This is a genomic window from Microcoleus sp. B5-D4 (assembly GCF_036705145.1).
Classification (GTDB): Bacteria; Cyanobacteriota; Cyanobacteriia; order Cyanobacteriales; family Microcoleaceae; genus Microcoleus.
The window spans coordinates 1-11,965 of sequence record NZ_JAUBTV010000137.1; the positions used below are offsets into that span (position 1 = coordinate 1).

At 45.5% G+C, this 11,965-nt stretch carries 14 protein-coding genes and 1 tRNA gene; 6 read left to right on the plus strand and 9 right to left on the minus strand.

The window, feature by feature from the left end; genetic code table 11:
• The first annotated feature begins 338 nt into the window (after positions 1-338).
• The 3 genes from QUB10_RS32605 to QUB10_RS32615 all read left to right on the plus strand — a co-directional run bounded on the left by QUB10_RS32605 (position 339) and on the right by QUB10_RS32615 (position 2,125).
• Complete coding sequence (locus tag QUB10_RS32605; RefSeq protein ID WP_333207258.1) at positions 339-1,121, plus strand: MBL fold metallo-hydrolase; 783 nt, start codon at positions 339-341, stop codon at positions 1,119-1,121.
• Between the two features lie 165 nt (positions 1,122-1,286).
• The gene (locus QUB10_RS32610) at positions 1,287-1,895 is read left to right on the plus strand and encodes a fasciclin domain-containing protein (RefSeq protein ID WP_333207259.1); all 609 of its coding nucleotides are present in this window, start codon (positions 1,287-1,289) and stop codon (positions 1,893-1,895) included.
• Positions 1,896-1,981: 86 nt separating this feature from the next.
• Entirely contained in the window at positions 1,982-2,125 is a 144-nt protein-coding gene (locus QUB10_RS32615) for a hypothetical protein (RefSeq protein ID WP_333207260.1), read from the plus strand.
• Between the two features lie 139 nt (positions 2,126-2,264).
• On the opposite strand, the gene QUB10_RS32620 is transcribed toward QUB10_RS32615, so the two are convergent.
• Both QUB10_RS32620 and QUB10_RS32625 read right to left on the minus strand, forming a co-directional pair.
• A complete protein-coding gene (locus QUB10_RS32620; protein WP_333207261.1) occupies positions 2,265-3,197 on the minus strand; it encodes a cobalamin-binding protein in 933 nt (310 codons plus the stop codon).
• 135 nt (positions 3,198-3,332) lie between these two features.
• Positions 3,333-6,053: a phospholipid carrier-dependent glycosyltransferase gene (locus QUB10_RS32625; RefSeq protein ID WP_333207262.1), complete on the minus strand. Its 2,721-nt coding sequence runs from the start codon at positions 6,051-6,053 to the stop codon at positions 3,333-3,335.
• Between the two features lie 132 nt (positions 6,054-6,185).
• Here QUB10_RS32625 and QUB10_RS32630 point away from each other — a divergent pair.
• Positions 6,186-6,258, plus strand: a tRNA-Phe gene (locus tag QUB10_RS32630).
• Positions 6,229-6,375 carry a hypothetical protein gene (locus tag QUB10_RS32635; protein WP_333207263.1) on the plus strand — a complete coding sequence of 49 codons (147 nt, stop codon included), beginning with the start codon at positions 6,229-6,231 and terminating at the stop codon, positions 6,373-6,375. The genes QUB10_RS32630 and QUB10_RS32635 overlap by 30 nt, the downstream gene beginning before the upstream one ends.
• Positions 6,376-6,441: 66 nt before the next feature.
• On the opposite strand, the gene QUB10_RS32640 is transcribed toward QUB10_RS32635, so the two are convergent.
• The 4 genes from QUB10_RS32640 to QUB10_RS32655 all read right to left on the minus strand — a co-directional run bounded on the left by QUB10_RS32640 (position 6,442) and on the right by QUB10_RS32655 (position 9,771).
• Complete coding sequence (locus tag QUB10_RS32640; protein ID WP_333207264.1) at positions 6,442-6,651, minus strand: DUF4339 domain-containing protein; 210 nt, start codon at positions 6,649-6,651, stop codon at positions 6,442-6,444.
• A gap of 323 nt (positions 6,652-6,974) precedes the next feature.
• Entirely contained in the window at positions 6,975-8,300 is a 1,326-nt protein-coding gene (locus QUB10_RS32645; RefSeq protein ID WP_333207265.1) for an IS110 family transposase, read from the minus strand.
• 179 nt (positions 8,301-8,479) lie between these two features.
• The gene (locus tag QUB10_RS32650) at positions 8,480-9,322 is read right to left on the minus strand and encodes a hypothetical protein (protein WP_333207266.1); all 843 of its coding nucleotides are present in this window, start codon (positions 9,320-9,322) and stop codon (positions 8,480-8,482) included.
• A 2-nt stretch (positions 9,323-9,324) separates the two neighbouring features.
• The gene (locus QUB10_RS32655; protein ID WP_333207267.1) at positions 9,325-9,771 is read right to left on the minus strand and encodes a hypothetical protein; all 447 of its coding nucleotides are present in this window, start codon (positions 9,769-9,771) and stop codon (positions 9,325-9,327) included.
• 8 nt (positions 9,772-9,779) lie between these two features.
• On the opposite strand from QUB10_RS32655, the gene QUB10_RS32660 reads away from it, so the two are divergent.
• Positions 9,780-9,914 (plus strand): hypothetical protein, encoded by a 135-nt coding sequence (locus tag QUB10_RS32660; protein WP_333207268.1) that lies wholly within the window; start codon positions 9,780-9,782, stop codon positions 9,912-9,914.
• Here QUB10_RS32660 and QUB10_RS32665 read toward each other — a convergent pair.
• The 3 genes from QUB10_RS32665 to QUB10_RS32670 form a co-directional block, all read right to left on the minus strand.
• The gene (locus QUB10_RS32665) at positions 9,872-11,137 is read right to left on the minus strand and encodes a hypothetical protein (protein ID WP_333207269.1); all 1,266 of its coding nucleotides are present in this window, start codon (positions 11,135-11,137) and stop codon (positions 9,872-9,874) included. The genes QUB10_RS32660 and QUB10_RS32665 overlap by 43 nt on opposite strands.
• A gap of 123 nt (positions 11,138-11,260) precedes the next feature.
• A complete protein-coding gene (locus QUB10_RS34360; protein WP_445300814.1) occupies positions 11,261-11,554 on the minus strand; it encodes a helix-turn-helix domain-containing protein in 294 nt (97 codons plus the stop codon).
• Positions 11,555-11,767: 213 nt separating this feature from the next.
• Positions 11,768-11,965, minus strand: a 198-nt coding sequence (locus tag QUB10_RS32670) for a hypothetical protein (RefSeq protein ID WP_333207270.1), incomplete at its 5' end; no start/stop codon positions are given.

The following is an 11,965-nucleotide window of genomic DNA, read 5'->3' on the forward strand; positions in this document are numbered from 1 at the left end:
CCCGTCCTTTTTGGACGGGCGGGACGCCCATCCCACTTTCAAGAGTGGAAGTTATTTAATTCTCATTCCTTAGTTGAATTTCTATGAATTTGTAGGGTTCGCTCTTATAGTACCTTACCGTCAGAGTAGGGTACACATTTTCGCACCTGAACCGCCTCAAAAAGGATACAAGCCCCCCACTCCTGTCGTGGTGAACCCCAAATTTTAGACTCCTGTTCGAGATTCCAGATTCAATGCTGCAAGTAAATCTAAAATCTAAAATCTAAAATCTAAAATCGACTGACTGTGTTTTGTGGTATAACAACAAACGACCAACACCCGACAACCGCAACCACAAGATGAAACGGCGACAATTAATACGTTACGCACAGACGGGTTTGCTAGCAGCTTTCTTCACTGGTTTACCATCTGGATGGGAAAGCTATCAAGCTCAAACTGCTGATTCTTTGTCGATTCAGTGGTTGGGCCACACTTGCTTCTTGTTCGCCGGAGGCGGTGCGAGGGTGCTGGTGAATCCTTTTCGCCCCCTGGGCTGTACCGCAGGCTATCGCTCTCCTAAAGTGCCAACAGATTTGATTCTGATTAGCAGCCGGTTGCTCGATGAAGGGGCGATCGACGGATTTGCGGGCAATCCCGGCCTTTTGTACGAACCGGGGGCTTACAGGTCTAACGGACTGCGGATTCAAGGGATTCGGACGGAAAAAGACCGTGAGGGAGGAAGGCGATTTGGGGTCAATGTGGCTTGGCTGTGGCAGCAAGCGGGCGTTAAGATTTTACACTTGGGCGGAGTTGCTGGCCCGATCGGCATTGAAGAACAAATCTTGATCGGGCGGCCCGATGTAGTGCTGATTCCCGTGGGCGGCGGGCCGAAAGCTTACACTCCGGCGGAAGCGAAGCAAACTTTGCAACTTCTCAAACCAAAGATGGTGATTCCGACACATTTCAAAACCCAAGCCGCCGATGCTGCTGCGTGCGATTTGGTGCCGCTAGATGAATTCTTGGCGCTGATGGATGGTACGCCGGTGCGCCGATTGAATAATGACACAATTTCGATCAAATCTGCTGACTTACCTCAAACTGGTTCGGTGATTGAGGTTTTGAGTTACAGATTTAGCGGTTGATGCCAGATTTTTTAGGTTGCGTTATATTAAGGAAGTTTTGGTCGATCGGGGATGCAAGAGAATTTTCTCTCTATCTTAGCCTCTGGCAACCTTGCCTTTTGTCGAGATTTGGCTAACATAACAATTCATGTTCACGGTTTTATCTCATAAGGAAATGCAAGCGAAATGAAAAATCAAAATTTACCTAGCTGGATGAAACAACTCACAGGTTTCGCAGGAATAATCGGCGCTAGCGCGTTGATTGGTTTCCCGGCTTGGGCTCACATCACCTCCAACACCAAGGTTGCTAATGCAACTCAAACTCAACAAGTTGCAGGAAATGTGAAAACCGCTGCTTCACCGGCACCAATGGCTCAGGCGAAGGATATTGTCGCTATTGCATCTGGCGACGCTCAATTCAAGACACTGACGAAGGCTTTGGGATCTGCAGGTTTGGTGACAACTTTACAAGGAAAAGGCCCTTTCACTGTTTTTGCTCCGACTGACGCGGCATTTGCTGCTTTGCCAAAAGGAACTGTAGAGAATTTGCTCAAACCGGAAAACAAAGCCCTACTTACAAAGATTTTAACTTACCACGTTGTTCCTGGTTCGGTTGTATCTACTAGCCTGAAATCCGGCGATGTGAAAAGTGTGGAAGGCAGCTCGCTGAAGGTGGGAGTTAACGCAGGCAAAGTTACTGTCAGCGGCGCTAATGTTGTGAAAGCTGATATCAAAGCTAGCAACGGCGTTATTCACGTAATTGACAAGGTGTTGATGCCCCCTGATGCCAAATAGGACTAGCGTTTTTTGCATCATATTGATGTCAGATTCGGTTAAATGAAGACGAAGTAAGGACACAACAATGTTGTGTCCTTATTTGTATGGCAGGCAATTCAGAATTAGAGCAGAAGGAAGAAGGAAGTTCGGCAACGGATTCTGTAACGGATGTAACGGATGTAACGGATGTAACGGATGTCAGGAAGAAGGAAGAAAATCAATCGTTTCAGCCATTAACAACGTCCTAACCGTCTTGGCGGTTGCTATAATATATAGCAATTTTTGCAGGAATCGTAAATTTTTTACCCCACCCCAACCCTCCCCTTATCAAGGGGAGGGAGTAAGAAGTTCACAAATGATTTAGGATTGCTATATATAAAGCTTTAGCTAGCTGCGGGTATTTACAAAAAAAGGCTGCCAACCCTTACCCCGATGGCCAAAATCGAAGATTTCGGGATGGAGAATTTCTGCTAAAATTTCTAACGAATCAACCAATCTCGGCCCCGGCCGATTAAAGTAAGAATTGCCGTCAGTTAGGTAAACTTGCCCCGTTTTTACTGCTTGCAAATCAGGCCATTCTGCGTATTTAGTTATCTGCATTGCTTCGCTGCGAGTGCGGCTTAAATTAAAGCCGCAAGGCATGAAAATAATTACATCGGGATTAGCTTCTACTAGCGATTCCCATTTTAACCAAGGGGAATGTTCGCCGACAATTCCAAATAGCGAATTGCCTCCCGCCATTGCCACTAATTCGGGAATCCAGTTACCCGCAGCCATCAAAGGCTCAATCCACTCGATGCAAGCTACTTTGGGTTTAACGGTTAATGTTTTGGTTTTTAAGATAATAGCATTGATGCGGGATTGCAAAAGATCGATCGCGCTTTTGCCATTTACGCCCAAAGCATCAGCAACTCGCTGAATATCCGTCCAGATTTCTGCTAGCAGATTCGGCTGCAAAGAAATAATTTCCGGCTTGCTATTTACCAGCGTGCTTACCGCTTGTTCAACATCTGTTAGAGAACAAGCGCAGACTTCACATTGAGCTTGAGTAATAATGTGAGTCGGCTGCAATTTTTCCAAAGTATCTATTTCTACTTTATACACACTCAGCGCATTTTGCAACAATTCGGTCACGCGGTTGTGAATTTCGCTGCTAGTTCCTTCGGGATTGAATTTAGGCTGAGTGCAAACAGGTAAATTTTGGATTTCTGGGGGATAATCGCATTCGTGGGAACGGCCCACAATTGCATCGGTTAATCCTAAAAGTGCTACAATTTCGGTGGCGCTGGGAATTAGAGAAATTATTCTTGGTTGGTTCATTGGTTTTCTGTTTTTTAGTGATTCGGAAGCACAGGCGTTACAGATTTAGAAGCACAGGCGTTACAGATTTAGAAGCACAGGCGTTACAGATTTAGAAGCACAGGCGGGACGCCCGTGCCACAATAAAAGGGATTGTTAAATTTTTAGTTTTTTTAAGTATTGCAAATCTTGCCATGCTTGAATGAGATTACCTTGCATTAGTTGCGCTACACCGTTTAAAATTCTAATTTCCGGTAGATTGGAGTTGAGAGCGAGAGCAGGTTTTAAGGCTGTTTGAGCGGCTTTGGGATGCCAGCCGTACAGGTGTACGAAAGCGAGATAGGCGTAAGCGTAAGGGTTTTTTGAGTCGAGTTGGGTGACTTTTTCTAAGGCTGCGATCGCACTTTGGACATTCTGCTGCAATACTCGCGAAAATGCCAAAGCATAAGCCAATTCTAGATTATTGGGTTCCTGTTTCAACCGATATTCTAACGCTTGTTCCGCTTGCACGGTATAATCTTGAATTGGATCGTACTGATTAATGCGCCCAATCTGCTCGAACACAGGTTCTAAACCGGGCAATCCTTTGGGTAAATTAACCGCCATCGCCCGCAATTGAGTCACCAAATCTAACTCAGGCTTATCTGTATTATCCACGTTCCCAGGCGCTTTCTCCTCGTTCCCAGGCTCTGCCTTGGAACGCATATCCAGAGGCTCTGCCTCGATCTTAACACTCACTGCCGGCACATTAATCGGATAAGTTTCGCCGGTTTTCCGATTTAGATAAGTAGCTTGCAGATTGTAAGTTCCCGGTGCAATATTAGCAGGAGGAAGCATCGCCGTGCGATCGACAACTCGAAACCCCACAGCAAATTTATCCGCTTCCAGCATCCCCGGATGCAAAGTCGCCTGGCCGATCGCGCGATCGTGTAAAATCCTGAAAGTCTGTCCCGGTGGAATATCGCCAGACTGCTGATTTTCCCACGTTACCAACACTAAACCAGACTGCAACTGCTGCCAAGGCCCAGACCAAGTATAAGTAACCGGTAGCGCGACTCCGGGAACTGCTTTTGCAGCAACAGTAACTCGATCTAATTGTACTTGCGATCGCCCTTCATTCAACGGCTGTATTTCGACAGGCTGCACTCGCTTGCGATAAAGATTTAAATTAGTATAATCTGGCAAAATCCAAGTTTTATCTAACTCAAATTTATCACCTTTTTCAATTGCATTTACGGCGGCATTTTGAGCTTTTTTAATCCGTTCACGAATCGAACCTTGTGGGCCAGTTTTGGTGACAAACCAAGAGAGCGATCGCACATCTTGCGGCACGTCTTTTAAATTCGTTCCCACCTGCCGCCCGTAAACCTGAAAATTAGCCAAAGCACCGTAAAAATTCAAATTATGCTGATTAATTTCCGGTGTCGAAGGCAACACGCCTAAAGTAGATTGCAAATAAGGTTCTTTATCAATTATTTCTGCAATTACCTCTCGGTGCGGCCACTCTTTCCCCAAGTAAGGATAGTGAGAATTGCCGGGACTGATAATTTGGACTAAGCTATGTCCAAAAGCACCTCCCAGCGGCCACAGATGGAACAGCATCGGCAGAATTGCCAAACCAATTGTACCCCAGCGAATTTGTCGTCCCCACCGAGAAGGCCACAGCGTTAAACAGTAGGCTAAGAAAATAGATAAAACTGGCAAATAAGGTATCACATATCGGTCATCTTTGTTAATATTTAGAGAATTAATTAAATAAGCTCCTCCCCAGAAAACAGCCAGCCAGCGACAGGAGTTGAGATGCAAGATTGACGAACTATTTTGCCGACGACGCCAATAAAGTATCAATCCTACTAAGGGAATAAGTAACAGAGGCCAAGAAATCTGTTCGGGTAAGTGTTGACCGTAGTAAATCCAAGCGTCGATCGTATTGATGCCCGGATCTCCTTCGGCGATCGCAGAATCCACCGTTGCCCGTTTTCCCCCGGTCAAAATTAACAGCCAATTAGTTTTCGCCCAAGGCCCAAACACCGCCACCGACAGCAACAGAGCACCAGTTAATTGACCTAATCTTCCCCAAGCTTTTTGTCGCACAGCACCCACAGCCAACCACACAATTGGGGTAAACAGAAATAATACAGTAGTGTGTTTAACTAATATTGATAAACCGAGAGAAATTCCAAAGGCGATCGCCCAAAACCAAGACGATCTAGAAAGAGAAAAAAATTCTCCTTCTTCTCCATAATTCATCCGTGTATCCGCGCCAAAATCCGTGTCGTGCCTTCCTTCTTCCTTCTTCCTTATTTCTCCTTCTTCTCCATAATTCATCCGTGTATCCGCGTCAAAAGCCGTGTCGTGCCTTCCTGATTCCTGCTTCCACATTGTCAGACAATAAAAAGCAAAAGTAATCGCCGCAGTGAGGGGATAGTCGAGTAAAAATTGCAAGCGGAACCGATAAAGTCCCGGTAACAAAACGCAAATTGCAGCGGCCCACAAACCGACTTGCCTGTTAAATAATTGGACGCCCAGATTGTAGACTGAGGCGAGGAGAATTGCACTAAATAATAAATGAACGAGGGTTGCCCGATCGCCCCCAGTACCGAAAACCTGAAGAAACGGAACCGTTAAGATGTATGCCAAGGGCGGAATTTTCGTCGAAAGCAGCCAGAAGCTTGTCCACCACTCCCCGGAAAGCCACTGAGGATGCTGCAACGCCTGCAAGTATTTCAGGGTGCTAGTCAGGTAGTCTGCTTGATCCCACGCCGGGACAGATCGATCGAGGGCAAACCAGAGGCGATCGCTAATTGCCCCCAGCAGCCAAATTATGCCCAAGACAAGCAGACTCTTGCCCTCGCTGTCCCGATGTTGCTGTGCCATTGCGATTTTTGGATTTTAGGTTGCAGCTTTTAGCTTACAGGCGGGCGGTTCCGGGCGATCGAAAATTAATTTGAAAAAGTGCTTGCTAAATTCTGTATGTGTCTGCTAAGATAGTAAAGCGCGAAAAAACAAGCCGGGATAGCTCAGTTGGTAGAGCAGTGGACTGAAAATCCACGTGTCACGAGTTCAAGTCTCGTTCCTGGCATCGCAAAGCCCTCACAAAGTTGAGGGCTTTTTTTTAGGAAAAATGCGGGCAATGCAGTCAATTATCGAACTCGATTTGCCTGAAAGTTTAGCTAACGAGATTGATGAATCTGTTTGAGCTGAATATTTAAAGCTGTGGAGAAGCGTTCAACCCTGCCGAGAAGAGTTTTTTCGGGATAGCGCCTTATTTTTGAGTGAGGTACGACGCTAATTCTGGAATTTCACCGCCGCGCTGCCACTCGGCTTCCCCGCGCCGCACTTTGGTTCGGGCTGTGATTTCCTCAATCTCCCATAATTGCAATTTGGTATAGGGCCCTTTGGCTTCACCGCTGCGAAACACGTACCATTGAGGAACTTCAGGAGTTGGCTGGGTCGATCGTCTCACAGGCTTCATCCGATTCACTCTAACAATTCTAGATTTTAAAGCAACAAAAAATTAAACGCTACCAAAATATACTTTGGTGTCCTACCGGACGGGTGGCGGCTATTTTTCCGATTTTCGGAGAGAAACTCTGCACTCCGACGAAGCTTGCTAGCGAAAATCGGAAAAATCCCGCTGGAAAAAAGATATCCTTGACAAAGGCGCGAACTGGAGCAGCACCAGCGGAGGAGTAACACCCTCTGAAATCTCGTGTAAGAGATAGCGCCGCAACCTAAAATTAGATTTTAGATTTTAGATTTTAGATTTTAGATTGGACGAGCTCGCGCACCAGCTCCTTACTCTTCAAAAGGCCATGACGAATGAAGCCGCTCGTGATACTTGCGATCAGATTCTATATCTTCTCGAATCCTTTGCTCGTACTCTTCCTCAGTTTCATCTTGTTCGCAGGTCAACATCAACTCTTTAATCGTCAACCCTTTAACCAACTCCCTAAACAACAACTTGACTGCTTTGGCCGCCACACGTGATCGCACTAACCGCACCGGACGACCGCTCAACTTTTCAGCATCCAGAATTGCACCAAGCCGATCGCCAATATCATTATGAAGCCGAGCGCGTGCTGGCTCAATCCTAGTAAATATCCACTGCCAAAGCGCACGCCGACACAAATCACTACCGCCGCTAACTTTTGATTTATGCAAATCACCGCTAGATTCTTGTGTCGGCGCATAGCCCAAAGCCTTACAAAATCGCCGAAGTGACAAATGCCGCTTGGTAGGTTTGCCAGAATTTCGCCCTTTACGAATCTTCACATCTGGTTTGCCATCGGGCGTGAGGTAATTTTCAAACGGATATATTTGCGACAATAAAAGAGCTTCGACTCTACGACCAAATCCAAACCGGGCAAAAACTTTGCGATACAGCAAAAACTGCGGCTCACTCACTAACTTAGAAAGTTGGAATTCAAGCACCATCTCTTCTCGCTGAATATCACAAATGCGGGCAGCATGACGGCGCAGTTCGTCAGTGATTCCAAGTCCGATCGACTTCTCCAACATCAAATCGTACTTAACGGAATCTCGCTGACCACACAACCACCCCCAAAGTAACGGCACTTTTTCACCCAGTCGCACCGATCGCACCAGGGCAACTTCGGGAAACTGCCATGCTAAATCTTGACGGGCACGGTTAATAATCGGTGATTGAACACGATTTAAATGACTAAGGCGAAGTACCAATCGGCGAATTTCGACAATCGTTTGCGATCGCACTTGAACGAAGCGGCGGGGAACTTCAAGAAAATCCCAACCGTAAATCGCTAGGGCAAGAGCATCGGCATCATCATCTTTATCAGGCAATCCAAGATGGTGCTCGCGAAAACTCCTCAATTCCTTGTGACCGACTAGCCGCACTTCCACACCGGCCCGCGCAAGCTGTGTTCCCCAAAGTCGAGAATAATTTACCCCCGTCGGCTCCATCAGTGCGATCGTGTTATCTGTATCACGACCAATCAATGCCAGCAATCCACTAATCCCCGAAGCCGTAGCTTCAAACTTATGAAAGTCGCAATCATAATAAAATTGTCGAGGTTCAGTTGGTTTCTCTGTTAACAAGCAAGCAGAAACTGAGGCCTTGCTAATATCAAGTCCGATAATTTGCATTAATTTTTACAGGTGATATTTTCCAAATCCCCATAGCAAAGCTTATGAATCACCCAAAGGCCAGAAGCCTAATTCACTCTTAAAGCTATGAATTGCAGGGGAAAATTGCAGTCAATCAACAAGTAACCAAGCTTATGAATCAGGAAAAAGCCACTACAGCTTGTTTCATTCCTAAAGCCCTAAGTTACAAATCGATTGACCGACGGATGATTTGGACTCAATCCGCGACTCCCCCTTTTAAAGGGAAGTTTCGGCTGGTGAGTTAAACAGCCATCATCAGGCGATTTAAAAACAAGATCCAAATCTGACAAAATTGCTTGTTGGTCTGAAGTATATTGAACAACAGTCTGTTCATCCGATCGCACACTGGAAAAGTCTTCCTGTTCATCAGATAAATCATCTTCAGAAACCAATTCACCACCAATCAAATACTCAAGATATTCTGATAGCGACATTCCAGCAGCAGCAGCTTTTTCTTGCAAAAGCTTGTAAGCTTTCCCCTTAATACGAACTTGCTTGGCTCTGTCCTCTGGATTCTCATCTAAAGTTTCTTGAATTTTAGCCACTGTTATGTTCTCAGGAGGAAAACCATCAATAACGGTCTGCCATTTGTCGCCAAGCTGGGAATCACCATACTTGTCAACATTAGCAAATTTGAGTAGTGGCAAAGCTTGAGATACCGATGTGGGAAGGACTTTGAATTTAGCTTTGATGAGTCGCAGGCAAACTTGAGCAGCTTGAATAATCTTCTTGCAGTAGAAGTGCGATCGACCTAAAGCAAGTTTGCAATATTCTGCAAAATCAGCGTATTGCCGTTTATAAAGACGGTAACGTCGCACGGCGTCAAGCATAATTCCTTGTCGCACGTAGTCAAGAAAAGAGCGTTTAATACGCTGCGTAAGAATTGAAATATCGTTGTGCGGTACTTCGCAAGCAATCTCAGATTCAAAATCTAAAAGAGGCTGATACTCAGTCTCAGGTGACTCCCAAGTATCGTCTGAAAAATCAACAGTTAATTGCATGGTTAAAACTCCCTCGAATCATCGTCATCGTCATCATCATACTCAGCAGAAGAATTAAAAGGGATAGGGTCAACTTCAGTCTCCACAGCAACACCAGAATCTATAAGTTTATCAGCAATAAACAAAGAATATGAACCAGGGTCAATACCTAGTCGCTGAAGGAAAATCTGAAGTCGCTGCAATTGGTTTGTAGCAATTTCTATTTTTTTGTTAAAATGCTGAAGAGTACGCTCTTTATTGGCAATTTCTTTCTCCAACGCAGAAAGATTAAGCAAAAGAGTATTCTCTGCACCTGACTGCTGCAATAACTCATCAATCTGCGCTCTCAAGAAAAAATACGCTTCAGAAAAAGTTTCTGCATCAGCAGCAATTTCAACATTGGATTTACGGTCAAAGTGACCCCATTCATCACGCTTATAAACAGGAACAGAAATTTTAACGTTAATCATTGCAATAATTGGTAGTTGGTACGGAAGAAGCGATCGCCCTTTATCCTTCAAAAAGCGATCGCACAAAGGAGCAAGATAGCAAGCTAGATGGAAGAGAAAATCAAAATACAGCATCACCTCCCGGAGGCGATCGCCCTGAATGACTGCTACTGACAGAAGCAATATCGTCAGTTTGCCCAATCGCCGACGGGGGAAACTTGGGGGGCTTAGGACCGAACAACCGTGAAAAAATCCCTGTATCAGGCGGTTCGTACCAGTCGGAAGGACAAGGAGCCCAGTAAATCATGGAATCTAGAGAAACTTCCACAGGCTCAAGATTCTCAGCATCCCAGGCAGCCATCGCCTCAAAGAAGTCATCGAGGCAAGCAAAATCGTCAGGGTCTGGCGGTTCATCAATTGCAACCACCTCAAAATCAAACAAAGTCAGTTGCCCGTCAGCATCAGTTTGATAGTGGATTTCAGGCTGTGGGGGAAAGTAGAGAGCCAAAAACCTATCAGAGAAAGTAACACCGGGGGAAGTTTTAGCCGCTGGTGCGATCGCCTCCTGAAGCGGAAAAATCTTTCCGGTATTCAAGTCAATCGCCTCCTGAAGCGGAAAAATCTTTCCGGTATTCAAGTCAATCGCCTCCTGAAGCGGAAAAATCTTTCCGGTATTCAAGTCGATCGCCTCCTGAAGCGGAAAAATCTTTCCGGTATTCAAGTCGATCGGCTCCTGGACTGGATCGATTTGTGTGCCAGGGGAAGTTTCAGTCAGTGCCAATTCAATGAAATTCTGAAAACGAGCAATACCAGGCAAAACTTTAGCTGCTAACTGAGCACCGGGAGAGTTCTCGATCGGTTCAGTCGGAGTGGTTTTAAGACGAAAAACACTGGGATAGCAATGACGTTCAACCAAGTCGAGAGCTTGTTCAATAGCTTCTGAAGTAAACCCGTTGCGACCGCCAAGACAGTAGGTGCGTAGAATCGGATTACACGCCGCATCAATCGATATATCCATAATTTGAGCTTGAGCGGCAATCGCCAATTCCCAAGTCCGCTTTTTGCGAGAATCACCCGACAGGACAACATTAAGTTGACGGGCGATCGCCTTGAGCTCACCAAAGGTCTTGTGTTCTAGCTGTGTAGCATCAATTTCGACACCGGGGGAAGTTTTGGCCGCTGGTGCCATCGGCTCCTGAACTGAATCAGTTTCGACACCGGGGAAAGTTATCAACGCCAGGAGCGGAAGCTCAACGCCAACAATCGCATCAATCCAAGCTTGGCGGCACCGTCTGTCAGCCGACGGGACAATATCGAGGTCACGGGCGATCGCTTTGAGCTCACCAAAAGTCTTGTGTTCTAGCTGTGTAGCAGTGTAGGTGTACATAGTTTGAGAGAAAGGGCTTGAGGGTTAACGCAAGCCCAGCGCCAAAGTTACAGGGGTATCTGAAAATCAACTGAATCTATTATAAGTCATGTTTGTGACCTATGTCAAGACTATGACCTACTATTAAACAGAATTAGCAAGAAGAGATTTATCAGTTGAAAGCGACGAAGAAGGTTCGTGATACAAAAAATCACCAGGCTGCAACTGAAAAACCTCACAAAGACAATCCATAACTCTTTCGTTAGGGACATAAAATTCATCACTCATCAACTTAAGACAAGTGCCTTGCCCTAAATGAGTTAAAACTCTCAATTTATAAGCATTAATCTCTAAAGGTGACTCATTAGGCCACCTAGCTTCAAAAAAATGCCGACACTTATCATTCAAAACTTCAGGAACTCTATGTTTCACAGGCATATCAAAGAACAACAGTTATATTGTAAGTCATAAACTTGACTTAGGTCAAATCTATGACCTACAATAACTATCGTGGTAAACAACACCAGGCAAGCCAAGGTGTAGGAGTCTAAGCTTGCCTACCAGACATTCTCTCAGCAATTTCAAGTTGCCCCGCACCACCGGGTAATAAAGCTTATCTGCCAGGTGGGACAACGGCAGGTTTTCCTTAACTCAGACTACAGATGCAAAAATATCAAAAACCCTGTAACCATGACTAAAACTAGATTTGACTGATACGCCCAGGAAACTGTAATCAGTAGCAGTCAAAAAAAGCTGGCGACACCTGCCTTTAAGTGGTGCGACTGGGGGCGGAGAGCAAGCCCATAAACCGTAAGAATATCGGGATGCCATCACCGGCTCACAGGTGAT